Raw genomic sequence first — 22,896 nt, forward strand, 5'->3', positions numbered from 1 at the left:
ATGGAAGCAGGAAAATTTACGGAACGGATCGAGATCGAGCGGCGTACCGGCGCGACGAACGAGAACGACGAGCCGCTGCCGGATGCCTGGGAGCTTCATGCCCGGGTTTGGGCCGATGTTCGGTTCGTGAATGGTATCGAGCACGTTGTTTCGGGCGCCGTGCGTAGTGCGGCTGTCGCGAGCTTTCGTATTCGCTTCCGTCGCGACGTCGACGCCGAGATGCGCATGCGCTATCTCGGCGCGCTGTACGACATCGTGGCCGCGTTGCCTAACCGCGCGAAGGGCTACATCGATCTGACCGTCAAGAACGGGGAGAAATATGTCTAGCGTGCAGATTCTGGGGCTGGGCGACCTGCGTGCGGATTTCGAGAAGCTGGCGAAAGCGCAGTCAACGAAAGCATTGCGGCGCGCGACCGTGGCGGGGGCGAAGGTCATTCGCGACGAGGCACGCGCACGCGCGCCGAAGAAAACGGGAAAGCTGCGACGAAACATCGTGTCAGCTGCGCTTCGCCAGAAGGACGCGCCCGGTGTCGCGACGGCGGGTGTGCGCGTGCGGACGAAGGGCAAGGGCGATTCGCCCAGCAATGCGTATTACTGGCGCTTCATCGAGCTCGGCACGCAGCATATGCGGGCGCAACCGTTCGCGCGTCCGGCGTTCGACGCCTCGATCGGCCAAGCCGAGGGTGCGATTCGCACTGAGATCGCGCGCGCGATCGACGCAGTGATCGGGGGTGGCCGGTGAGCGCCCTCGTTATCCGCAACGCGATCGGCACGGTTGGAGCCGCGAAGGGCTATGTCGGCGCCGCAGCAGCAGCAGCGAAATCGCCGTACTACGTGGTATCGCGAGTGAGCGGCGCGCGGGACATGGCGATGGGCGGTGCGACCGGCGGCAAATCGGGTGTGTTCCAGGTCGACGTCTACGCCAGCACGTACACGGACGCCGACGCGCTCGCCGACAAGGTGATCGATCGTGCGTATGCGGCTGAGCAGTTTTCCGTCGGCGGGGTGAACGACCTGCCGGACGACTATTCGAGCGATTCCGGTGATTTTCGGGTGAGCCTCGAAATATCCGTTGAATTCTGACGGAATCCGCTGTGTGTACGGCCCGCCTCGAGCGGGTCTTTCTTTTTTGTGAGGGGCTTATGGCCGAGAAGAGCAAGCGCATCAAGGCGCAAGGTACGAAGGTCGAGATCTCGAAAACGTCGTCGTCGAACCTCGACGACGAGGCGCTCGTATTCGTCGATCTCAACACGACGAGCAAGACGATCAACTGGCAAGGCGGGCAATCGTCGGAAATCGACGCGACGACGCTCGCCAGCGACGAGAAAGAATCCGAGCTCGGCCTGCCCGATCCGGGCGAGTTTTCGGTCGACGGCAACTATTCGTCGGACGACGCCGGCCAGGTCATCCTGCGCGCTGCGCGCGGCACTGGCGACAAATACGTGTTCCGCGTGACGTTTCGCGACAAGTCTCAATTCCTGTTCATCGGCATGGTACGCCAGTACACCTGGTCCGCCGGCGTCGATGGCATCGTGACGTCGACCTACAGCGTCCGTGTCAGCGGCGCGCCGAAGGAAGTGCCGCCGCCGGTCGTACCGGCGGGTTAATCGATCTGAAAACGTAAGGAAAGAGTGATGACGAAAACCCCGACGGTCGCCGGCGCGCTGCGTGCGGCGATTCTCAATCCGTTGACCGGCTGGCGACACCAGATGGTGTCGATGCCGGAATGGGGCGACGTGACGATTGCGGTGCGCGAACCGTTGCTTGCCGACCGCGCATTCTGGCTCGAGCCGCTGCGCCTCGCTGCCGGCGTCGAGCCGGGCGACGACGAAGAAACGGCCCGCGCCAAGTATGCGCGAGTCCGCCCGGACGAGCACGTGCTCGCCTCGGCGCGCCTCTTCGTTCGCGTGCTCTATGTCGAAACGGCGGCTGGCTGGCGTCGCGAATTCGAGGACGGAGACGCACGGGACGTGGCGTCGGCGTTCGGATCCGCGCACGAACGTATCGTCAACACGGCGCTCGAGCTCGGCAACATGAAAGCCGACGCGGAGGACGATGCAAAAAAAGCCTCCGCCGAAACCCTGATCTCCGACTCGAACTGACGCTGGCATTGCGGCTCGGCAGGACGCTTGCCGAGCTGCGCGCGGACATGTCGACGGCGGAGTTCGCCTTGTGGCAGGCGTTCGATGCCGAGTCACCGATCGCCGATGATCGTTACGACCTTCATGCCGCGATGGTCGCGTCGGCCGTATTCCAGGCGCAAGGTGCGAAGGTCAAGGTGGCCGACATGATGCCGAACTGGTCAGGGGAATCGGCAGAGGCTCAGGAGGTCGCCGACGATCCTTTCTTCGCAGGCCTAATGAGATTGGTAAAGTAGGCGGATAGGAAATATGGGAACGAGTCTCCGCGAGCTGATCGTCAGCGTTACCGCGAATACGACCCAATACGATCGACGCATGCAGCAGCTTGGGTCGACGGCCAGCGGCTATTTCAACGCGGTCCGGGATGGGGGGCGGGCCGCTGATGCGGCGTTCGCGTCCAACGCGTCGAGCGTGCAGGTGACGGTGCGAGCGATCGAGGCCGCGCGCGGATCGCTGACGGCATATGCGCAGGCTGCATCCGCAGCGTTCGGCGTGCACCAGCTGATCGAGTATGCCGACGAATGGACGAACCTGAGCAACCGGCTCAAGATCGTTACGCGGGATCAGATCGATTTCGCCATTGCGCAAGGCGACGTACTGCGGATCGCACAGTCGACCCGTCAGCCGCTCGACGCGACGGCCGAGCTGTATCAGCGGATCGCGAACAACACATCGCACCTCGGCCTGTCGATTAAGCAGGTCGGCCCGCTGGTCGAAACAATCAGCAAGGCGGTTGCGCTGTCGGGCGTGTCTGCCGACACGGCGCGCCTCGGTATCGTGCAGTTGGGGCAGGCGTTCGCGTCCGGCCAGCTGCGCGGGCAGGATCTAAAGAGTGTGCTCGAGGAACTGCCGGGCGTTGCCGACGCGATCGCGCGCGGGATGGGCAAGGGCACGTCCGAGCTGAAGGCGCTGGCGGAGGACGGCAAGCTGACCGTCGAGAGCCTGATCGACGCGCTGAAGAATGCCGGATCGAGCACCGACGCGCTGTTCGGTAAGGTCGACATGACCGTCGGGCAGGCGATGACGCGCCTGCAAACCGAGATCATCGCGTATGTCGGACGCGCGAACGACGCGACGGGTGCGAGCGCCAAGCTCGCCCAGAGCGTGGTCTACGTTGCCGATCACCTCGACGCGATTGTCTCGATTAGCGCGTCGCTCGCGGCCGGTCGGCTTGGCGTGTATTTTGCGCAGACCACGGTGGCCGTCAGCAAGTCGGCCATCGCGTGGAACGCGGAGCGGCAGGCGCTGCTCGCGAAGGCGCAGGCGGAAAACGCTGCTGCGCTCGTCACGATCACGAAGGCGCAGAGCGACCGCGACGCGGCGGCAGCGAAGCTGCAGAACGCGCAGGCGGCAGAGGTCGCCGCTGCGGCCGAACTGGCCGGCATGCGTGCGATGCGCGAAAGCCTCGCGATGCAGTCAGCGCTGACGGCCGGTTCGATCCAGTACACGCAGGCGAAGCTCGCCGAGGCGCGTGCGATCGAGGCTAGCGCCGTGGCGCAGGTCGCGACAGCGCGCTCGAATCTGGCGAACAGCCAGGAGATCGGCACGCGGATCGCCGGTACGCCGTACGCGGCGTTGATCGCGCGCGAGACTGCAGTTGCACAGGGCGAACTCGAGCGGGCCGAGGCATCGCTCGCGCTGGCGCAGCAGCGCCGCGTGGCACTGGAGGCTGCAGCGGCAAAGGGTACGGTCGACCAGACACGCTACGCGGCGGCGCTAGCCGAAACCGAGAAGGGGCTTGCGGTCGCCGAACGCGAGGTCGCAGCGGCGACGCAGGCCCGCGAGCGGGCCGAGCGCGGGGCGACGGCCGCGACGGCGGGCCTCGCTGCAGCGACCGAGCGCGCGGCGGTGGCGCAGACTGCGGCCGCGCGCGCCGGCTCGCTGATGCGCACAGTGGGGTCCGGCCTGCTATCGGTGATGGGTGGCCTGCCCGGCATCATCGCGACGGTTGGCACGGTGGCGCTCGGCGCTGCGGTGAACTGGCTGGTATTCCGCGATCACGCGAGCAGCGCGACATCGAGCCTGATCGACATGCAGGCGCCGCTCGACCAGATCATCGAGAAGTATCGGCAGCTGTCGCCGTTGCTGCAGGAGGTCGAGCGCAATCGGGCGAAGCAGGCGCAGGCGTCGGCGCGCAGCGACGTATCGGACGCGTACGCGGGGCTCGCGGCGCGCGCATCCCAGAGCGTCATCGTTCCGGGCATTGGCGATAGCGCGCCGATCATCACGGACGAGAATCAGGTTGCGCTCGATCGGTTCATCGAAGGGCTGAACCGGATCAAGACCGAAAATCTCGGCGTCGACGAGAAGTCGCGTGAGCTGGCGGCGCTGGTCGGCGTGTTCGTCGATGCAACGAAGGGCGGTGATGAACTTCGCGCCGAGCTGGTGCAGGCTGCGTCGGCGATTGACACGGCTGGCGCCGCAGCTGATAAGGGCACGCGCACGCTCGCCGCGATGGATGCTGCTGCGCGCGGTGCGGCCGACGGTATTCGACTGCTCACCGAAGAGAACAATTTCTTCGCCGGCGGCATGGCGGCCGAGGCCTGGAACAAGTACGTCGAAAAGCTGAAAGAGGCCTCCGACGTTATCGGTATGACCGCGCAGCAACGCGCCGAATACGAAGCAAAAACGAAGGGCGCGAATACTGCAGAGGCGCGGCAGGCAGGCTTGATCGCTGGGCGCGCGGACGCATACAAATCGCTCGAAAAAGCGATACAGGACAAAGATGCTAAGGCCGAGGCCGGCGCGCGGCGGAACATCGACAATCTGACGCGCGAGCTCGCGCTGATGAATCAGCAGATGGTCGTCGCCGCGGCATTGGCGGAATTTCAGGCGGATCTCGTCAGCAAGAAATTCGAGAAATTCGGGTTCAACGCTGACGCTGCGCTCGCGGCCGCCGCTGCGCGCGGCAAAAAGGCGTTCGACGACACGGTGTCGGAATCGGCCGACCAGGTCGCTCGCATCGGCGTCAACGCGCCGGCGCTCGCGCACAAAACCCGGGCCGGCGGGTCGCGTGCCGAGCCGGAAAGCCAGCGCATGCTCGACAACATCGCGCAGCGTATTGCGCAGCTGCGCGTCGAGGCGGTCGCAACCGACAAGCTCACGCAGTCGGAGAAGGATCGGATCGGGTTCGACCAGAAGCTGACCGACTTGGCCGCGAAGCGCACGAAGCTGACCGACGGCGACAAGAGCCTGATTCGTGACCAGGCTGCAATTCGCGCGGCATACGACCGCGCGGTGCAGCTGGAGAAAGAGGTTCGCTATCACGAAGCGATCAACAAGCTGAAGGAGCGCAGCGCGCAGATCGACGCGGAGCTGGCGGACTATGCGACCGAGCGGCAGCGCGAAGTCGCGCGCGAGCTTGCCGCGATGCCGATGGGCGACAACGCGCGCGAGCTCAACCAGGCGACGAGCCGCGTCGGCGACGAATTCCGGCGCCGGCGAGACGACTTCACGAAGGGCGCGCGGAAGGACGGCACGCTCGGCTCGCCGGAGTACCTGGCTGAGATCGACCGCATCAACCGGGCCGAGGCTGATCAGGTCGAGCGCGAACGTGGGTATGTCGAGCAGCGTCTCGCGGTGCAGCGCGACTGGCGCGTCGGCGCGAGCCGTGCAGTGGCGCTGTATCAGGAATCTGCGGAGAACGCGGCTGGTCGCGCGGAGGAAGCGTTTACGAGTTCGTTCCGCAGCATGGAGGACGCGCTCACCTCGTTCGTGTCGACCGGCAAGCTGGATTTTCGCGGGCTGGTCAACAGCATGATCACGGACCTTGCGCGCTTTGCCGCGCGCGCTGCGATGGCTCCGGTGTTCAGTGCGCTCGGGTCCGCGCTTGGGCTTGGCGCAGCCAGCGGGGGCGGATTCAGTTCTGCGTCATTGCTCGGTGGTGTGGCCGGCGGTCTGTCGGACATGGCAGGAGCGACCGGCGGTAACGCGTACGGCTTCCACCTTGCGACGGGCGGGCGGGTCACTGGGCCGGGCACGTCGACGAGCGACAGCATTCCGGCGTGGCTCTCCAACGAGGAATTCGTGGTGAAGGCCGCTGCGGTGCGCAAGCCTGGTGTGCTTCGACTGCTCGAGGCGATCAACAGCGGACAGGATCTCGGCTTCGCGAAGTTTGCGAACGGCGGTCTGGTCGGTGGTGGGGCAGCCGTCGGTGGCGCGCTCGGCGCACCGGGCGCGGGAGTCGAGCTGAATATTCCGGTGACGATCGAGGGCGGCACTGGCAACGCGGCGCAGATGATGGCGAGCGCGGAGTTCGTGAAGCTGCTAACGCAGATGTTGCGCGGATTGGTGGCGGCCGAGAGTCGTCAAGGCGGATCGCTCTGGAAAATGAAAAATGGGATGGGGTGATGACCGATACGTTTATTTGGTCACCGACGGTTGAAGGCTTTGGCGGCGATACGACGCTGCGTGTGCGCAAAGCCGCTTTCGGCGACGGGTATACGCAACGCGCGGCCGACGGCCTAAACAACCGGGTGCCGTCGTACAACCTTCGATTCGTAGGGAAAGCCGAGATGATTTCCGCAATTCTCGAGTTCCTTGATGTGCATGCCGGCGCCGTGTCGTTTTTCTGGACGCCGCCGCTTCGACCGCAGGGACGATTCGTGTGTGAGAAGTACACGGAGCCGGTAAAGAACGGCAACGTGTACACGATCACGGCGCAGTTTGAGCAGACGTTTTCGCCGTAAGGAATCTCATGGCAAAGCTTCAGAAAGTAATTCTCGGGACGCCGCCCAAGGGCAGCGACGGCGATCCCGTTCGCGTCGCTAATTCGAAGGCAAATGCGAACGTTGACGTGCTCGATCGGCAGTCGGCGCTCGTATCGGCTCCGATGATCACTGCATCACAGACGCTCGGCGAGGAGCATATTGGTCGAAGGGTCAGCATCAATATTGCTGTCGGCGGTACGATCAAGCTCCGCAAGGTATCCCAGTGCGAACCAGATTCGATCGTGTGGCTCGTCAACGTCGGGGTAAAGCGCGTGCTGTTAGCGCCCGGCGACGGTTCCGGCGATACAGTGTCAATATCGGGGCTAAATCCGGGCGAAGCGGTGGCTCTTGATGCGGACGGCGCTAGCACGTGGCGAGTACTGATGCGTGGTCGTACTAACAGCGACAACGAAGTGGTCAACGGAAACTGCACCGTTAACGGCAATGAGATGGTGGGGGGTACGTTGAGCGTGGCGGGGCTGGCTGTGTTTACATTGCGCCCCACGTTCGCAGGAAATACACCGTGGGATACTGGAAACTTAGCCCAGCCAGCCACTCTCAATACAAATCAAACATTTGCGGCGGCAAAGACGTTTGGTTCAACTGTAACTCTTGCACAGGCATCCAATGTCAGCCCATCGCTCGTGTTGAACGCTAACGGATATGCTCCATCTATTCGGAGCATTACAAACACGTTTTCTACAGATTTTGTTAATGGCGCGGGCAACGCGGTAAATTTTTCGGTATTCGATACCGGGGCTGCTTACGCTCGCGCTTCATTCACAGTCGGCGATACTGGAAATGTAGACAAGATTACTGTCAAAAACTTCGGCTCAAACCAGGGGGGCGGCCTGGTATTCATTCCAAGTTCAAGTGCCAATAACCCAGTTGTATTCGGGGCATTTGGTGGCGGTGTGTCTGGTTCTATTTCGGTTAGCGGTAGTACCACGGCTTACAACACCACTTCTGATTATCGCTTGAAAGCCAATTATTTCCCGATTTCGAGGGCGCGTGAATCCATCCGCAGGATTAAGTTCTATACTGGCGAGTTTGTGGGTGCGCCTGGCGTTCTCCACGATTATGTTATCGCACATGAGCTTCAAGAAGTAATACCTGAGGCGGTGACCGGGGAAAAGGACGCGATGGGGGCGTGGCATCCGGTATATCGTGATGGCTTTCTCCCGGTAACACAGAAGTGGGTTGATGTTGTCGTGGGATATGCCAGCGATGGTGAGCCGGAGATTAAAAAGCAGATCATCACGGTTCCAACTCCGGTTGAGCCGGGAGATGTGATTGATGTAGTTCAGGAAATCTCTCCGCAGGCAGTGGACTATTCGAAAATCGTTCCTCGCTTAGGTGCTGCCGTCCAGGAGCATGACGTGATCATTGAATCAATCTTGACTCGTCTCGAAAAACTGGAGTCGCTGTGATGATCGCGGCCGACATCCAGAGGCTTGATCCTGGCGCACGGGTCGAAGTTTTCGAAGTCGATTGCACTGCAGTCGGTGGCGACATGCTGCGCTTTCACGGGCATCTTCAGTCAACGTCTGTCTGGTGGCAGGGCAACGAGTACAAGCCGTGGCCGATTCAGGCTGCCGGCTTCGAGCGGACGTCGGACGCCAGGCAACCGGCGCCAACGCTGACGGTGGGCGACATCAACGGCACGATTACGGCGCTGTGCGTTGCGCTCGACGACCTCGTGGGCGCGAAGGTGTTCCGTCGGCGCACGCTGGCGAAGTATCTCGACGCGGTGAATTTTCCCGACGGAAACCCGACCGCGGATCCGGATGAGCAATGGCCGGTCGAGCAGTGGCGCATCGAGCAGAAGAGCGACGAGCAGCCCGGCGTGCAGGTGGAGTTCACGCTGTCGTCGCCGCTCGACTTCGGCGGGCAGCAGGTGCCGGCGCGCCAGATCGTCGGGACGTGCCAGTGGCGCTATCGCGGGCCAGAGTGCGGATATGCCGGCGCGGCGTACTTCGACAAGAACGACACGCCGGTGAGCGATCCGGCGCTCGACCGCTGCAGCCAGAAAATCAGTGGGTGTGAATGCCGGTATGGCGTGAACAACCCGCTCCCGCACGGCGGTTTTTTGTGCGATACGCTCGCCTAGACCGTCGACTATCCCCTTTTCACGGACCCGCCAACCGGCGGGTTTTTTTATGGACGAACGAATCAAGCAGGCGATCGCGACACACGCGCTCGCCGAGTACCCCCGCGAGTGCTGCGGGTTCGTCGTCGGTACGGCTGCCGGCGATGTGTATGTGCCGGGCCACAACATCGCGGCGGCGCCCACCGAGCAATTCGCGCTTGCAGCCGAGGCTTACGCGGCCGCGGAGGACATGGGAGAGATTCTCGCGGTCGTCCATTCGCATCCGAACGGAACGGCTCAGCCGAGCATGGGGGACCGCGCGATGTGTGAGCGCGCAGGCATCCCGCAGTGGGTGATCGTCTCGCTCGGCGTGCAGACCGACGGATTGATCGGCATCGACGACTGGTGCGAGTTCGGGCCGAGCGGGTACGTCGCGCCGCTGTACGGGCGGGAATACGTGCACGGCGTGCTCGACTGTTACTCGCTGGTTCGTGATTGGTATCTCGCCGAACGCGGAATCGTGCTGCCGGATTTCGAGCGCAAGGATGGGTGGTGGGCGGACGGATATTCGAACCTGTATATCGCGCACTACCAAGACGCGGGATTTCTCGATATGGGCCGCGACGCGCTGCTTGAGCCGGGCGATGTGCTGCTGATGCAGGTCCGGAGCAAAAACGGCGTGCCGAATCACTCAGGCGTGTATCTCGGTGACGGCATGTTCGCGCATCACATGTACGGGCGGCTGTCGTGCCGCGCGGTGTGGGGTTCTATGTGGCGGGATAGCTGCGCGACGGTGCTGCGGCACATCGGAGGTGCGAAGTGACGGAAATGTTGCGCGAGGTGAGGCTTTACGGGATTGCGGGCGCGCGATTCGGCCGCGTGCATCGCCTGGCCGTCTCGTCGACCGCGGAAGCCGTGCGCGCGCTGTCGGTGCTGATACCGGGCTTTCGGAAATTCCTGCTCGACGCGCGCGACAACGGGCTGACATTCGCGGTGTTCAACGGTCGCCGAAACCTGACTGAGGACGATCTCAGTGCGCCGGTCGGCGGCGACGCAATCCGAATTGCTCCGGTGATCATCGGCAGCAAGAGCGGTGGGTTGTTCCAGACGATCCTCGGTGCGGCCCTGATGGTCGTCGGCGCCGTCGCATCGTTCTACGGGCAACCGTGGGGCGCTCAACTGATGGGGCTTGGCGCGTCAATGGCACTTGGCGGAGTCGTGCAGATGCTCAGCCCGCAGCAGGCCGGCCTCGCCGGTGCGGCCGACAACGGTACCTCGTACTACTTCAACGGGCCGGTGAACAGCGCGGCGCAGGGTGAGCCCGTGCCGCTCGTGTACGGCGAGATGGTCGTCGGGTCGAAGGTTGTCAGCTCGGGCATCTACACAGAGGACCAGGTGTGAAAAAGATCTATGCGGAATCCGGGCCGAAGCATATTAGCGGCGCGAAGGGTGGTGGCGGTGGAGGTAGTGGCGGCGGTGAATCGCCGGACAACCTGCACTCGATCGCGCGGGCGAAGGTGCTCGACGTCATTTCCGAGGGGCCGATCGTCGGTCTGGCGAAGGGCATGCAGTCGGTCTCTTTCGATGGCACGCCAATTCAGAATGCCGACGGCTCGGTCAACTTCCAGAATTACAGCGTCGACGTTCGCACCGGCACGCTCGATCAGGAATTCATGCCTGGCTTTCCAGCGGTCGAGCGCGAATCGGCCGTAGGGGTGCCGCTGACCTCCGATGCGCCGTGGGTGCGGCAGGTGCAAAACACGCAGCTGTCGGCGGTTCGTATTCGTTTCGGAGTGCCGGCGCTGCAAAAGAGCGATCCGACGGCCGGCGTGTTTGGCTATCGCGTGGAATACGCGATCGACTTGTCGGTTGACGGAGGCTCGTACGCGCAGGTGCTGTCGTCGGCATTTGATGGCAAAACGACGTCGCTTTACGAGCGCTCGCACCGCATCGAATTGCCTCGGGCCACGACCGGCTGGTTGGTGCGCGTGCGCCGCATCACGCCGAATGCGCACAGCTCGCTGATTGCCGACACGGTGAATGTCGAGGCGATCACGGAGGTGATCGACCGCAAGTTGCGGTATCCGATGACGGCGCTCGTCGGCATGACGTTCGATGCTCGATCGTTCTCGCAGGTTCCGGTGCGGTCGTACCACGTTCGCGGCCTGATCGTTCGGGTGCCGTCGAACTACGATCCCGAGACGCGCACGTACTCGGGGGCTTGGGACGGGACGTTCAAGCCGGCGTGGACGAACAACCCGGCGTGGATTTTCTACGACCTGCTCCTGAATGATCGCTACGGCCTCGGCAAGACAGTCGACGCATCGATGATCGACAAGTGGGGGCTGTACGAGATCGCACGCTACTGCGACGTCATGGTGTCGAATGGAAAGGGCGGCGTTGAGCCGCGCTTTACGTGCAACTGTGTGATTCAGTCCGCTGCCGACGCGTTCAAGGTGTTGCAGGACATCGCCGGCGTGTTCCGCGGCATTTCGTACTGGGGGCCGGGTGCGGTGATCGCTTCCGCGGACATGCCGTCCGATCCAGTCTACGTCTACACGGCGGCGAACGTAATCGACGGGGCGTTCCGCTACGTGGGCAGTGAGCGCAAGACGCGATACACGGTCGCGCTTGTCAGCTACAACGATCCGTCGAACCAGTACAAGCAGGCGGTCGAGTACGTGCCTGACGACGACGGCATCGCCCGGTACGGCGTCATCAAGACGCAGGTAACGGCGTTCGGTTGCACGTCGCAGGCACAGGCCCATCGGCTCGGGCGATGGCTTCTTCTGACGTCGCGCTACGAGTCGGGTACGGTCACGTTCAAGGTTGGGATGGACGGTGTGCTGGTCGGCCCGGGACAGGTGATCGCGATCGCTGATCCGCGAAAGGCTGGTCGCCGCATTGGCGGGCGCATTCGCGCGGCGGCCGGGAACGTTGTCACGCTCGACAAGGCGCCGACCGTGGCGCCCGGCGATCGCTTCACGGCAATCCTGCCGTCGGGCATTGCGCAGTACCGTGCGGTGAAGTCGGTCGATGGGGACGTGCTCACACTCGTCGATCGATTCGACGCTGACCCGGTGCCCGGTGCGGTGTGGATGCTGGAGAACGCGGAGGTCGCCGCGCAGCTCTATCGCGTCGTGAGCATCCAGGAAGGCGACGACGACGGACGCATCGAGTACACGATCACGGCGATGATGCACGAGCCGGGGAAGTACGCGGCGATCGACGATGGTGCACAGATTCAGCAGCGGCCTGTGACTGTCGTCCCGCCATCGGTGCAGGCACCGGCGACGAACGTGCGTATAACGACGTACTCGGCCATCGATCAGGGGATCTCCAAAACCACGATGGTGATCGCGTGGGACGCCGCGGATAACGCTGTGGCGTACCTGCCGGAATGGCGCAAGGACAACGGTGAGTGGATCAGTGTCCCGCGTACGGGCGGCCTGCAGGTCGAGGTGCCCGGGATCTATCAAGGGCGGTATGTGGCGCGCGTGCGCGCGCAGAACGTGATGGGCGTTACGTCGCTGCCGGCGATCAGCGCGGAAACGCAGCTGAACGGCAAAACGACGCCGCCGCCGGCGGTTGCGTCGCTTAAGGCCACCGGTGTCGTATTCGGGATCAATCTGGATTGGGCGTTCCCAGGCGACGGCACGGCCGGCGATACTCAGCGCACGGAGATCTGGTACAGCCGCACGCCGAGCCGCGACGATGCGATCAAGCTGTCGGACTACGCGTATCCGCAGGCTTCGACGTCGCTGCAAGGGCTCGCGGTCGGCCAGGTGTTTTATTTCTGGGCTCGGCTCGTCGACACGTCAGGAAACGTCGGGCCGTGGTATCCGGCGGCCGGACCGGGCGTGCAGGGGCAACCGACCACAGACGAGAACGCGTACGAAGATTATTTCCGGAATCAGATCGGGAAGAGCTCGCTCGGGCAGGATCTGCTTGAGCCGATCGAGTCGATTACCCCTCTCATGGCCGGTGATGCTGAAGAGTATGCCGGCGACGAAACGCAGTACGCGGGTGTCTGGTCGTTGCAGTCCGCGATCGCGGAAGGCGACATGGCCGTTGCCAAGAGCGTCGAGACGGTAGCGGCGCGTTTGCAGTCCGCGGCAGGGACGTTGACTGCGGCGGTGCAAACCGAAACGCAGGCGCGTGTCGATGCCGATAGCGCGATGGCGCAGCAAATTACGACGGTCCAGGCGAAGGCCAACGAAAATGCGGCCGCCGTGCAGACCATTGCGCAGTCATATGCGGACCTGAACGGGCGCGTCGCCGCTTCGTATCAGATCAAAACGCAGATTACGGCGGACGGCCACACGTATGTCGCAGGCATCGGAATCGGCGTCGACAACAACAACGGAATCGTCGAATCACAGGTACTGGTGTCGGTGCAGCGATTCGCGGTGGTCGACCCGAACAACGGCGGTTCGATGATCGTGCCGTTCGTTGTGCAGGGCGGTCAGGTGTTCATCCGTCAGGCGCTCATCGGTGCAGGCTGGATCACGAACGCGATGATCGGCAGCTACATCCAGTCCGACAACTACATCGCGGGCCGGCAGGGCTGGCGGCTCGATAAGAGCGGCTGGTTCGAGATCAACGCTTCAAACGGCAGCGGAAATCGACTGGTGCTCGATGGTAGCAGTGTGCGCGTCTATGACGGAAATGGCGTGCTTCGCGTGCGCATGGGGATGTGGTGATGACGGCAGGGCTTCAAATTTTCGATGGCGCAGGCCGACCGATTCTGGATGCGCAGTCGCGCGCGGGGCGGGTCGCGGGGATCGTGCACACGGGCGGCAATGACGGCAGCGTTGCGGTCGATATGTCCGGCGGGGAGCCGTTTTGGGCGTTTATGCCGGATCAAATTTTTTATCGCGTATCGGGCGCCGAACCGTCACCGGTTGTATCCATCAGCGCGGGCGGTATCAGCTGGTCGTACAGCGCGAACACTAGTGGCTCGAACGCCTATGTCCGCGTTCCGGGTTGGATCGTTTTTGGGGTGTATTGATGCCGGCGGGATTTCAGGCGTTCACCGATACCGGGCTGTATCAGATAGATGGCTCGACACCGAACTATCAAATGGTGCAGGCGATGGCGGCTGCCTCGACGGCCGGCGTGCTTCAGCTGGCTCTCAACGATGCCGGGAAGCCGTTCTATACGACGCTGGCGAACGTCGCGTTCACGTTCAATTCTGCTGCCGGGCCGATGTATGGCGTGTATGCGTCGGACGGTGTTGGCATCACCGTATGGCGCACGTTGCGAAGCGGCAATACATATACGCTCACGTTCATCACCGAAAGTCCGTGTACGGTCTACTTCTTTCTGTTCGATCGCGTTCCGCCGGTGGCCGGAAGTTTCGGCCTACAGGTTTTTAGCGAGCATGCCGAATTGATTGCCGATTCGTCGAGGCCATTTCTCCGCGTGCTCGATGTGATCTACGACGAGTATCTGCCGGGGACGGGGTGGGATACGTTAGGCGCACCGGGTGCTCCGTGGCAGTCGCGCAGTTACGGCGTCCCGGTCATCGTGTCGGCGATTTATCCGGTGCGTCAAGCGTGGAGCTATGACCCTGCAGGCATCGAACTTAGCTCGATTCGCGTGAGTGGAAACACGGTTTCGTGGGGCACAACAATGTACGGAGGGGGGCGGAAACCGAACTGGTCTGGGTTTCGAGAGCAGTGGCACTCGCGCTTCATGGTGCTGGATGCGACGGGGATTGTGTGATGGGCCGCCAACTTGGCGGCCTTTCTTTTTACGGGGCAGGAAACGGGGAGCGGTAATGCAAGAGCACGAAAAGACGATTCTGGAGTTGATCCTCATGGGTGGACTGATTGGCATTGCGAAAGTGTTGGTTGGTAGCGAGCAGTTGACGTTCCGGCTTGTGGCCGGGCGCGCCGTGCTCGGTTCAGCGACGTCGATGGTCGCGGGTCTGGCGCTGCTGCAGATTCCGGATCTGCCGCCAATCGCACTGCTCGGCCTCGGTAGTGCGCTGGGCATCGTCGGGTCGCAGTACCTCGAAGTGCTGCTGCGCCGGAACGCAAAACGAATGTTTGGGGAAAAGTGAATATGACCAATCTGACAGCACATTTCACGCTCGAGGAGCTGACCACGAGCGATACGGCGCGCCGGCGCGGCATCGATAACACACCGTCGGCTGCCGTCACTTCGAACCTGCGCAGGACGGCCGAAACGCTCGAGCGCGTGCGGGATGTGCTTGGCGGGCGGCCCGTGATCATCACCTCGGGCTATCGCGCCGCGCCACTCAATCGCGCGGTCGGCGGCGTTCCGAGCAGCGCGCATCTGTCGGGCTTGGCTGCCGATTTCATCTGTCCGAAATTCGGCGCACCGCTCGACATCTGCAGGGCGATCAGCGCGTCGCCGATCGAATTCGACCAGTTGATCCAGGAGGGCACGTGGGTGCATATCGGCCTCGCGCCGATCGGGACGAAACCGCGGCGACAGGTGCTGACGGCATCGTTCGGCGCGACGAGCGCGACGTATTCGGAGGGGCTATGACCTGGTTCGATCCGCGGGTTTGGCTCGCGATCGTCGCGGCGGTGGTCATCGGTTCCGCGGCGGGATACTTCAAGGGCCATCGCGACGCCGACCAGTCGCGCACCGTAGAAACTCAGGCGCAGCGAATCCGCGAACTCGTCGGCGAGCGCGACGAAAGCGACCGTATCGCGCGTCAACAACAGGGGAATGCTGAAAATGCTGCGAAACAACGTGAACAGGCTCGCGCTGCTGCTGACGCTGCCGATGCTGCTGCTAACAGCCTGCGCAAGCAGGTCGTCGAGCTTGTCGCGCGAGCGCGCGATGCCGCCGCTTCGTCCGGAAGCGCGGCAGCCGGCGGCGCCCTCGATCTGCTTGCCGACATGTTCGGCCGGACTGACGAGGCTGCGGGAGAGTTCGCGCGAATCGCTGACGAGCGGGGTATTGCCGGGCGGCAATGCGAAAGCGACTACGACGCCCTGACGGGCGCGGTGCCGCACTAGAAACAGGGCGGCCGAGTGGCGTGCGGGAACACGTCGCTCGGCCGCTTTTCCACTGTCCGAGCCAGTGAATCGGCCAAGGCCCTGCTTACCTACGTAGGCGGGCCGGATTCTACACCAAGTTTAAGAACGGCTTTCACAATGGCAAATCCGATTATTCCGTGGATCGGCGGTAAGCGCCGCCTTGCAGACCATCTCATCCCGCGCTTTCCGGCGCACGACTGTTACGTCGAAGTGTTCGCTGGCGGGGCGGCTCTGTATTTCATGCGCCCACCGGCAAAGGTCGAGGTGATCAATGACATCAACGGCGAGCTGGTGAATCTGTATCGCGTCGTGCAGCACCATCTCGAGGAGTTCGTGCGGCAGTTCAAATGGGCACTCACCAGCCGGCAGGTGTTCGAGTGGATGAAGCTGACGACGCCGGAAACGCTCACGGACATCCAGCGTGCGGCGCGGTTCTACTACCTGCAGAAAAACTGCTTTGGCGGGATTGTGCACGGGCAGACGTTTGGCACGGCTACCACTGCGCCGCCGGGTCTGAATTTGCTGCGAATCGAGGAAGAGTTATCCGCAGCGCACCTGCGCCTCGCTAGCGCATACATCGAGCGTCTGGACTGGGCGGATTGCATGGATCGCTATGACCGGCCGCACACGTTGTTTTATCTCGATCCGCCGTATTTCGAAACGCGCGGCTACGGCGTCGATTTCCCATTCGCAGAGTACGAGCGGATCGCGGAGAGGCTCCGATGCATCAAAGGGCGAGCTATCGTAAGCCTGAACGACCATGAGGAAATCCGTCGCGTATTCGATGGATTTCACATCGAGACGGTTCCGCTGCAGTACACAGTGGCCGGCTCGCATAGAAGCGTCGAACGGAACGAGCTAATCATCTTCAGTTGGGATGATGCGGCCGAGCCCGCTGGCCTGTTTTAAATCTGGCCCGCGCTTGCCGCGGGCTTTCTATTTCGCGGATATGTAATAGATATGTAAAATCGAGGATCCGGGGATATAACAATTTCTGACCTGAGAACCACAATGAGAATAACTCTGATTGCTGCAGTCTTGACCGGGCTTGCTCTATCGGCCTGTGGAGGTGGTGACAGCTCGTCGACGTCGGCCTCGGCCGGCCCGGCGATTCGGCTTAAGTATTCGGGCGTGCCGTTGGTCGCGACGCAGCGCGCCCGAGCGATGGCGGCCGCCGTAGACTCGTCGAGCGCCGCATCAGCAGCGGTCGCAACTGGCGATGTCCAACCGACCATCACGGCGTTGCAGGACGCGCTTAAGGCGCGTGGGGCAGACATCGCGGTTTATCCTGGCATCGTCAATGGCTCGACGCTGCATGACGTCGTGATGAGCGAAAATGGTGGTGTCGGGCCGACTCTTGCCGAGATCGCAAACTCGAAAACCAATATCAGCGAGTGGGCGCTCGTGTACTTCGAGCTCGACAATATGTCGGGCTATATCGATTCGGCAGAGCGGCGCGCCGCGGTGGAACAGTTCAAGCGTGACCTGCAGGTGTATGGCGCGCGTGAATATCTCAAAGGGCGAGTGATCTTCGCTGCCCGCCCGGTCGTATCGTGCGCCGGAGTCAAGGAGGTCAGGACCATCGACGACAACGGCTATGCCGTCGTGACTTCGTACTGGCCCGCGTCGCAGGCGCTGTATGAAGCGATCGATGGCGCCGCTGTCGATGGCGTTGTGACGCCGATCGGCGGAATTGCGAAGCCTGACGCTCCGCACATGGGCGCTGACTGCAATACCCCGGATCAAGCTGTGCGTGACGCACATCTTGCCAGCATCGCTGACCCGCTTGTCGAGCGCTACAAAGTCGCTTTGGATACGATCAACAAGTGCAAGTACAACCCGGAATCCATCCCGGAGGACGGTCGTTCTGCACAGTGCTGGGGTATTGAGCCCGAAAAGAAGTAGCTACACGTCGCGGGATTCGGAGGCTACCTTGACGCTCGCGCTTAGGAGCCTCCGAAGTGCGATCACTTCCAACACCATTCGGCGTATATCTGCACCGTCGACCTGCTCCGGGTTTTTCCACCAGCACCGCAATGTGCCAGTAGACGGCGAGGCAAATTCCGGAAGTGGGTCGTCGCGCCTAGGATCAGACGCATGCAAGAGGGCTTGCTCGCTAGCCTTTGGCTGCAAATGCCTATCCCTCCGCGTCTCATCTAGACGCCGCGTTCCCTCCTTTCCGTAGCCGTGCCAGCGTTCGGCTTCCTCATCCGTCATCCAAAATTTGCAGTCGATAGCACCGTAGTACAGGTCCACGTACTCCCAGCGGTACTCCCAGAGCGGTTCCACGATTCACCTCAAAATACTGTATGGATGTACAGTATAACCCGCGCTAAGATGGTGCGGTCAATGCGAGCAAATTGGGGACGGCGATGTGCACGAACTACGTCGCGCCGGGCGAGGATCCGGGCCTGAGCGAACTCAAGATCGACAGTTTTCGGGACCTGTACCGCTGGACGCCGTGGAAGCCCGAGATCTACCAGGATTACGACGCGCCGATCGTCGGCTACGTCGACGGGCAGTTCAAACCGTTGATCGCCGGATTCGGCTTCTGGCCGCGCGCGCTGCAGAAGGCGAACATCGAGAAGGCGAAGGAGCAGGGACGCAAGCCGCCGCTCATGCGCAGCACGATGAATGTGCGGGACGATAACCTCGGCAAGTCGCCGCTGTACGCGCCGGCGTGGCGCGCCGGTCGGCGCTGCCTGATTCCGGCAAAATGGATATACGAGCCAAATTGGGAAACGGGGAAACATATCCGGTACCGGATCGGCCTGGCCCGCTGGCGGCCGCTGTGTGTCGCCGGCATCTGGCGCACGCTGCAGCACCCGGGTGGCACCGAGCAGCACACTATGGCGATGATCACGGTGAATGGTGATGAGCATCCAATCATGAAGCATATGCACCGGCCCGGCGATGAAAAACGGTCGGTCGTGATCCTGCGGCCGGCCGACTGGGAAGAGTGGCTGACGACGTCGAACCTTGAGGCAGCGCGCGCTATGTTGCAGCTTTATCCGGACGACGAGATAGTCGCTGAGCCGGCACCGTAAGGGACGGGCAGCCGAATTATTGTGGTGAGACATCGAGCATTATTGCGGACGCGCAAGATTATTCGCTATTCATTGAGGTGAAAAAAGAATGGGATTTCGAAGCTCTCCATTTCTATCGTTTTGAATTTCTTTCCTTCCTTGTGTCTTGCATAGCTTCGTTTTTTATCGGACAGGCGGCTGGCCTGGACGAATCCACCAAGCGCTTGAGTTGTCAGCTGAGAGAGTGCCAGTGCAAGCGGGCCTATCTCGTCCGCCATTTTTGAAATGCCGTTACTGACGTCGGTATCGTCCACTTCAAGTGAGAATGCAGCGAACGCCGCGACATCTGCTGTTCTAAACAATAGCTCGTGCTTATTGCTTCCAACAATTATTTCGAAATTGTTCTGGCTGGTGTAGTCGATTGCATCTGTCCATTCGTCAATTTTTGGATAGTGCATCGCATGTCGATTGCGAGCACGATGTAACCACTTGCTTTGATTAAATGCGGTTGTGAATTCTTTGCTCAGAGACGCAACGCTTTTTTCGGTTTCGAATGGTATGCACCATTTGGAAATAAATTCCTGAACTTGTTTTTGATAGATTTTTTCTTTGGCTTCGTAAATTTTTCCACAAAGCAGGCGTGCAATCTGGTGCATCATCTGGAAAGATCCTGCGCGTTCGATGCTTGTTTGCTCCTTCTTTGGTATGGTGTGCGTTAATATTCGCATAAGCGTAGTAATTTCATTATGTATGTGTGCTAGCAACGTCAGACTGTAAATTTCTTGTTCGCTCAGTAAATTGATAAAGTCGCGATGAATATCGATGCGCTGCGGCTGAACGGCGTATGATTTTGTCATGAACTAAAGTAATTTATTGATTCGGAGAATTTGGCGTCAATTTCTTCAGCGGCGCGCCATTCACCCGTTTTCCGGTCAACGTTCAGCAGTCGCGTAGTGCCTCGCTTTGCGACGAGGACTACACCAATGCCGCCATCGTCGTCGTCCGGTCGGAATCCCGATTGAAAGATGACAATTTTTGAGAATGTGTCTGCGACGAGTTGGCGGGCCAGCATCCGAGCATCATAGTCGAGCTGCTCGACGCCGTTCACTAATTCCCGCCAAGCTTCCGCTGCGGCCGGAGCGACATTCGAAGCTGATGCCGTGAGCTGATGCTCGAACGAGTCGACGGTCCGGCGCTCGCTCGTAAGCTGACTTTCGAGCTCGCGTACGCGACGCAACACGGCGGCCGGCGCCTCGCCGTCATCGAATAGCAATGCGTCAGTGACGCGCTGGACTTGAGCTTCGAGCTCTGCGACCCGTTGGCGCGCGCTTGCCAATTCTGCACGGAACGACACACTTCCAGGGTTGCCTTCTATCAGGCGCGTCAGATTTATCTGATCCGAGCAATAGAGCATCAGGGCACGTTCGACCGGAACGACGCTGCAGCTTCTGCTAACTTTGCATCCGGCGCCTTGGCTGTAGGTGACGCAGTGCAGTCTGCGGTGGCCCGGAGCGGGGCGCCCGTCCGCCATACGCCGGCGCCCCATGAGGTTCTGCGCGACGATTGCGGCGCCGCAGTATCCGCAGTAGGTGATGCCCAGGCCCGTGATGACGCCGGGAATTTCGCCCTTGCCCTTGCGGCGACCGCGCTGCTCGGCCAAGTACCTCAGATCCGCGAATTCGGCAGCCGTGATCAGAGCCGGATAGTACCCCTCGAGCCGGAACGTTTCCCCATCCACTTCGACGGACTTTTCGCCGATCAGCATCCGGTTTGCCAGTAGCCGGTAGATATGGCTTGACGCCGAACGGCCGCTGTCCGTTATCTTGAGCCCGCGGTCGGCGAGTTCGCGCACGATCCGGACCGCACCGTGACCCTGCTTGAACATTTCGATGACGAGGCGTACCGCGGCTGCCCGGTCTTCGGCTAGTTCGAACCCGTCGGCCTCCATTTCCCTCACCCAATGCGGATCCTTTCCGACGCGGATCGGTGCGCGCCACGTGCCTGCGATCCAACCTTGGCACTGCCGCCGGATCGCTGCCTTCACGCGCTTACTCTTCGTGTCTGATTCCTCGTGCGCTCGGATCATCACCAGCAAGCTGTATACGAGATCCATCGGCTGCGTCTTGAGGCGCTCGCGGTTGTACTCGCGTCCGTCGCTGGCCGTCACGACGGTGATGCCGGCGTTCACGATTTGGGCGAGCTGCGCCTGCGCCTGCAGTGGCTCAGCGCGGCTCAAGCGATCCAGACCCTCAACGATCAGCACAGAGCCGGCCGGCACTTGACTATCTTCGACTGCCCGCAGGAACACCCCCAGAGCGCCTTGTCGCACATGGCGCTGATGGTAGGCAGATAGTCCTTCGTCCCGTAGTGATAGGGACGCATCCAGCTCCATCGCGTTGTCGGCAGCCCAGCGGGCGGCGTACTCGAGCTGCCGGTCGACGCTACCGCCGGCCGCTTGTTTTGGGTCACTGAATCGTAAATAGCTGTAAACTCTCGCTTTTGCTGCCACGCCCCACACTCCAGATGTCTCAAAAGAATTCGCCGGCTCACTCGCCGGCACCGCGTATAGGTATGGTATCCCTCGGGTGTCCGAAAGCCCTCGTCGACTCCGAGCAAATCATCACGCAGCTGCGCGCCGAAGGTTATGAAATCTCCGGCACCTACGACGGCGCCGATCTCGTCGTCGTCAACACCTGCGGTTTCATCGACGAAGCCGTGCAGGAAAGCCTCGACGCGATCGGCGAGGCGCTGACCGAGAACGGCAAGGTGATCGTCACCGGCTGCCTCGGCGCGAAGTCGAGCGCGAGCGGCTCCAACCTGATCGAGGAAGTCCATCCGAAGGTGCTCGCCGTCACCGGCCCGCACGCGGTCGGCGAAGTGATGCAGGCCGTGCATTCGCATCTGCCGAAGCCGCACGACCCGTTCGTCGATCTCGTGCCGGCCGCCGGCATCAAGCTCACGCCGCGCCACTACGCGTATCTGAAGATCTCGGAAGGCTGCAACCACCGCTGCACGTTCTGCATCATCCCGTCGATGCGCGGCGATCTCGTGTCGCGTCCGGTCGCCGAAGTGATGCTCGAAGCCGAGAACCTGTTCAAGTCGGGCGTGAAGGAATTGCTCGTGATCTCGCAGGATACGAGCGCATACGGCGTCGACGTGAAGTACCGCACGGGCTTCTGGAACGGCAAGCCGATCAAGACGCGCATGACCGACCTCGTCGCCGCGCTCGGCGAACTCGCCGCCCAGTACGGCGCGTGGGTGCGCCTGCACTACGTGTATCCGTATCCGAGCGTCGACGAAGTGATTCCGCTGATGGCCGAAGGCCCGTTCAAGGGCCACGTGCTGCCGTATCTCGACGTGCCGTTCCAGCATGCGCATCCGGACGTGCTCAAGCGCATGAAGCGCCCGGCCAACGCCGAGAAGGTGCTCGAGCGCGTGCAGAAGTGGCGCGAGATCTGTCCGGACCTGACCATCCGCAGCACGTTCATCGCCGGCTTCCCCGGCGAGACGGAAGCGCAGTTCGAAACGCTGCTCGACTTCATCCGTGAAGCGGAGCTCGACCGCGTCGGCTGCTTCGCGTATTCGCCGGTCGAGGGCGCAACCGCCAACGAGCTCGACGGCGCGCTGCCGGACGACGTGCGCGAGGAGCGCCGCGCGCGCTTCATGGAAGTGGCCGAGGAAGTGTCGGCGCGGCGCATGCAGCGCAAGGTCGGCAAGACGCTGAAGGTGCTGATCGACGAAGTCGGCAACGAGGGCGGCATCGGCCGCACGGCGGCGGATGCGCCGGAGATCGACGGCGTCGTCTACGTCGAGCCGGCGGCGAAGGCATCGAAGCGCTACAAGGTCGGCGATTTCGTGTCGGTGAAGATCACCGGCGCGGACGGCCACGATCTGTGGGGCGAGGTCTAGGCG

General features: G+C 62.0%; 24 protein-coding genes. 22 read left to right on the forward strand and 2 right to left on the reverse strand.

Translation table 11 applies throughout. From position 1 onward, the window contains the following. The 21 genes from MBR110_RS09245 (at position 1) to MBR110_RS09345 (ending at position 19,005) form a co-directional block, all read left to right on the forward strand. Positions 1-327, forward strand: a complete 327-nt coding sequence (locus MBR110_RS09245) for a phage head closure protein (protein WP_181709018.1) — start codon at positions 1-3, stop codon at positions 325-327. Continuing rightward, the gene (locus tag MBR110_RS09250; RefSeq protein ID WP_181709019.1) at positions 320-742 is read left to right on the forward strand and encodes an HK97-gp10 family putative phage morphogenesis protein; all 423 of its coding nucleotides are present in this window, start codon (positions 320-322) and stop codon (positions 740-742) included. The genes MBR110_RS09245 and MBR110_RS09250 overlap by 8 nt, the downstream gene beginning before the upstream one ends. Beyond that, positions 739-1,083, forward strand: a complete 345-nt coding sequence (locus MBR110_RS09255) for a hypothetical protein (RefSeq protein ID WP_181709020.1) — start codon at positions 739-741, stop codon at positions 1,081-1,083. The genes MBR110_RS09250 and MBR110_RS09255 overlap by 4 nt, the downstream gene beginning before the upstream one ends. 59 nt (positions 1,084-1,142) lie before the next feature. Then, the gene (locus tag MBR110_RS09260; protein WP_181709021.1) at positions 1,143-1,607 is read left to right on the forward strand and encodes a phage tail tube protein; all 465 of its coding nucleotides are present in this window, start codon (positions 1,143-1,145) and stop codon (positions 1,605-1,607) included. Positions 1,608-1,634: 27 nt separating this feature from the next. Then, complete coding sequence (locus MBR110_RS09265) at positions 1,635-2,102, forward strand: phage tail assembly chaperone (RefSeq protein WP_181709022.1); 468 nt, start codon at positions 1,635-1,637, stop codon at positions 2,100-2,102. Beyond that, entirely contained in the window at positions 2,099-2,377 is a 279-nt protein-coding gene (locus tag MBR110_RS09270; protein ID WP_059703920.1) for a phage tail assembly protein T, read from the forward strand. The genes MBR110_RS09265 and MBR110_RS09270 overlap by 4 nt, the downstream gene beginning before the upstream one ends. 13 nt (positions 2,378-2,390) lie before the next feature. Then, positions 2,391-6,491 carry a phage tail tape measure protein gene (locus tag MBR110_RS09275; RefSeq protein WP_181709023.1) on the forward strand — a complete coding sequence of 1,367 codons (4,101 nt, stop codon included), beginning with the start codon at positions 2,391-2,393 and terminating at the stop codon, positions 6,489-6,491. Continuing rightward, the gene (locus tag MBR110_RS09280) at positions 6,491-6,829 is read left to right on the forward strand and encodes a phage tail protein (RefSeq protein WP_059703918.1); all 339 of its coding nucleotides are present in this window, start codon (positions 6,491-6,493) and stop codon (positions 6,827-6,829) included. The genes MBR110_RS09275 and MBR110_RS09280 overlap by 1 nt, the downstream gene beginning before the upstream one ends. Before the next feature lie 8 nt (positions 6,830-6,837). Further along, positions 6,838-8,280 (forward strand): tail fiber domain-containing protein, encoded by a 1,443-nt coding sequence (locus tag MBR110_RS09285; RefSeq protein WP_181709024.1) that lies wholly within the window; start codon positions 6,838-6,840, stop codon positions 8,278-8,280. Further along, a complete protein-coding gene (locus MBR110_RS09290; RefSeq protein ID WP_181709025.1) occupies positions 8,277-8,960 on the forward strand; it encodes a phage minor tail protein L in 684 nt (227 codons plus the stop codon). The genes MBR110_RS09285 and MBR110_RS09290 overlap by 4 nt, the downstream gene beginning before the upstream one ends. A gap of 49 nt (positions 8,961-9,009) precedes the next feature. Further along, a complete protein-coding gene (locus tag MBR110_RS09295) occupies positions 9,010-9,762 on the forward strand; it encodes a C40 family peptidase (RefSeq protein WP_181709026.1) in 753 nt (250 codons plus the stop codon). After that, entirely contained in the window at positions 9,759-10,340 is a 582-nt protein-coding gene (locus MBR110_RS09300) for a tail assembly protein (RefSeq protein ID WP_059703914.1), read from the forward strand. The genes MBR110_RS09295 and MBR110_RS09300 overlap by 4 nt, the downstream gene beginning before the upstream one ends. Continuing rightward, complete coding sequence (locus tag MBR110_RS09305; protein WP_181709027.1) at positions 10,337-13,642, forward strand: host specificity protein J; 3,306 nt, start codon at positions 10,337-10,339, stop codon at positions 13,640-13,642. The genes MBR110_RS09300 and MBR110_RS09305 overlap by 4 nt, the downstream gene beginning before the upstream one ends. After that, positions 13,642-13,950 (forward strand): hypothetical protein, encoded by a 309-nt coding sequence (locus tag MBR110_RS09310; protein WP_181709028.1) that lies wholly within the window; start codon positions 13,642-13,644, stop codon positions 13,948-13,950. Before MBR110_RS09305 ends, MBR110_RS09310 begins: the two co-directional genes overlap by 1 nt. Beyond that, positions 13,950-14,666 carry a hypothetical protein gene (locus MBR110_RS09315; protein ID WP_181709261.1) on the forward strand — a complete coding sequence of 239 codons (717 nt, stop codon included), beginning with the start codon at positions 13,950-13,952 and terminating at the stop codon, positions 14,664-14,666. The genes MBR110_RS09310 and MBR110_RS09315 overlap by 1 nt, the downstream gene beginning before the upstream one ends. A 55-nt stretch (positions 14,667-14,721) precedes the next feature. After that, entirely contained in the window at positions 14,722-15,006 is a 285-nt protein-coding gene (locus MBR110_RS09320) for a phage holin family protein (protein ID WP_059668049.1), read from the forward strand. A gap of 2 nt (positions 15,007-15,008) precedes the next feature. After that, positions 15,009-15,458 (forward strand): D-Ala-D-Ala carboxypeptidase family metallohydrolase, encoded by a 450-nt coding sequence (locus MBR110_RS09325; RefSeq protein ID WP_181709029.1) that lies wholly within the window; start codon positions 15,009-15,011, stop codon positions 15,456-15,458. Next, the gene (locus MBR110_RS09330; protein ID WP_181709030.1) at positions 15,455-15,937 is read left to right on the forward strand and encodes a DUF2514 family protein; all 483 of its coding nucleotides are present in this window, start codon (positions 15,455-15,457) and stop codon (positions 15,935-15,937) included. Before MBR110_RS09325 ends, MBR110_RS09330 begins: the two co-directional genes overlap by 4 nt. Before the next feature lie 138 nt (positions 15,938-16,075). Further along, complete coding sequence (locus MBR110_RS09335; RefSeq protein WP_181709031.1) at positions 16,076-16,867, forward strand: DNA adenine methylase; 792 nt, start codon at positions 16,076-16,078, stop codon at positions 16,865-16,867. 102 nt (positions 16,868-16,969) lie between these two features. Beyond that, positions 16,970-17,863, forward strand: a complete 894-nt coding sequence (locus tag MBR110_RS09340) for a hypothetical protein (protein WP_181709032.1) — start codon at positions 16,970-16,972, stop codon at positions 17,861-17,863. A 467-nt stretch (positions 17,864-18,330) separates the two neighbouring features. Continuing rightward, entirely contained in the window at positions 18,331-19,005 is a 675-nt protein-coding gene (locus MBR110_RS09345; protein ID WP_181709033.1) for an SOS response-associated peptidase family protein, read from the forward strand. 65 nt (positions 19,006-19,070) lie between these two features. Here MBR110_RS09345 and MBR110_RS09350 read toward each other — a convergent pair whose 3' ends face one another. Together MBR110_RS09350 and MBR110_RS09355 are read right to left on the reverse strand one after the other, a co-directional pair. Further along, on the reverse strand, positions 19,071-19,841 hold the full coding sequence (locus MBR110_RS09350) for a hypothetical protein (protein ID WP_181709034.1): 771 nt from the start codon (positions 19,839-19,841) through the stop codon (positions 19,071-19,073). Then, positions 19,838-21,493 (reverse strand): recombinase family protein, encoded by a 1,656-nt coding sequence (locus MBR110_RS09355; protein ID WP_181709035.1) that lies wholly within the window; start codon positions 21,491-21,493, stop codon positions 19,838-19,840. The genes MBR110_RS09350 and MBR110_RS09355 overlap by 4 nt, the downstream gene beginning before the upstream one ends. 14 nt (positions 21,494-21,507) lie before the next feature. On the opposite strand from MBR110_RS09355, the gene rimO reads away from it, so the two are divergent. Continuing rightward, the gene (gene rimO / locus MBR110_RS09360) at positions 21,508-22,893 is read left to right on the forward strand and encodes a 30S ribosomal protein S12 methylthiotransferase RimO (RefSeq protein ID WP_181709036.1); all 1,386 of its coding nucleotides are present in this window, start codon (positions 21,508-21,510) and stop codon (positions 22,891-22,893) included. Positions 22,894-22,896 lie beyond the last annotated feature (3 nt).

This window comes from Burkholderia sp. MBR-1 (genome assembly GCF_013822785.1).
Classification (GTDB): Bacteria; Pseudomonadota; Gammaproteobacteria; order Burkholderiales; family Burkholderiaceae; genus Burkholderia; species Burkholderia vietnamiensis.

Bases quoted from the DNA above. Each gene is read 5' to 3' on its own strand.
- MBR110_RS09325 (WP_181709029.1), top strand. From the start codon at position 15,009: ATGACCAATCTGACAGCACATTTCACGCTCGAGGAGCTGACCACGAGC.
- MBR110_RS09310 (WP_181709028.1), top strand. From the start codon at position 13,642: ATGACGGCAGGGCTTCAAATTTTCGATGGCGCAGGCCGACCGATTCTG.
- MBR110_RS09285 (WP_181709024.1), top strand. From the start codon at position 6,838: ATGGCAAAGCTTCAGAAAGTAATTCTCGGGACGCCGCCCAAGGGCAGC.
- MBR110_RS09245 (WP_181709018.1), top strand. From the start codon at position 1: ATGGAAGCAGGAAAATTTACGGAACGGATCGAGATCGAGCGGCGTACC.
- MBR110_RS09260 (WP_181709021.1), top strand. From the start codon at position 1,143: ATGGCCGAGAAGAGCAAGCGCATCAAGGCGCAAGGTACGAAGGTCGAG.
- MBR110_RS09295 (WP_181709026.1), top strand. From the start codon at position 9,010: ATGGACGAACGAATCAAGCAGGCGATCGCGACACACGCGCTCGCCGAG.
- MBR110_RS09330 (WP_181709030.1), top strand. From the start codon at position 15,455: ATGACCTGGTTCGATCCGCGGGTTTGGCTCGCGATCGTCGCGGCGGTG.
- MBR110_RS09265 (WP_181709022.1), top strand. From the start codon at position 1,635: ATGACGAAAACCCCGACGGTCGCCGGCGCGCTGCGTGCGGCGATTCTC.
- rimO (WP_181709036.1), top strand. From the start codon at position 21,508: ATGTCTCAAAAGAATTCGCCGGCTCACTCGCCGGCACCGCGTATAGGT.
- MBR110_RS09315 (WP_181709261.1), top strand. From the start codon at position 13,950: ATGCCGGCGGGATTTCAGGCGTTCACCGATACCGGGCTGTATCAGATA.
- MBR110_RS09280 (WP_059703918.1), top strand. From the start codon at position 6,491: ATGACCGATACGTTTATTTGGTCACCGACGGTTGAAGGCTTTGGCGGC.
- MBR110_RS09335 (WP_181709031.1), top strand. From the start codon at position 16,076: ATGGCAAATCCGATTATTCCGTGGATCGGCGGTAAGCGCCGCCTTGCA.
- MBR110_RS09340 (WP_181709032.1), top strand. From the start codon at position 16,970: ATGAGAATAACTCTGATTGCTGCAGTCTTGACCGGGCTTGCTCTATCG.
- MBR110_RS09350 (WP_181709034.1), bottom strand. From the start codon at position 19,841: ATGACAAAATCATACGCCGTTCAGCCGCAGCGCATCGATATTCATCGC.
- MBR110_RS09250 (WP_181709019.1), top strand. From the start codon at position 320: ATGTCTAGCGTGCAGATTCTGGGGCTGGGCGACCTGCGTGCGGATTTC.
- MBR110_RS09320 (WP_059668049.1), top strand. From the start codon at position 14,722: ATGCAAGAGCACGAAAAGACGATTCTGGAGTTGATCCTCATGGGTGGA.
- MBR110_RS09275 (WP_181709023.1), top strand. From the start codon at position 2,391: ATGGGAACGAGTCTCCGCGAGCTGATCGTCAGCGTTACCGCGAATACG.
- MBR110_RS09345 (WP_181709033.1), top strand. From the start codon at position 18,331: ATGTGCACGAACTACGTCGCGCCGGGCGAGGATCCGGGCCTGAGCGAA.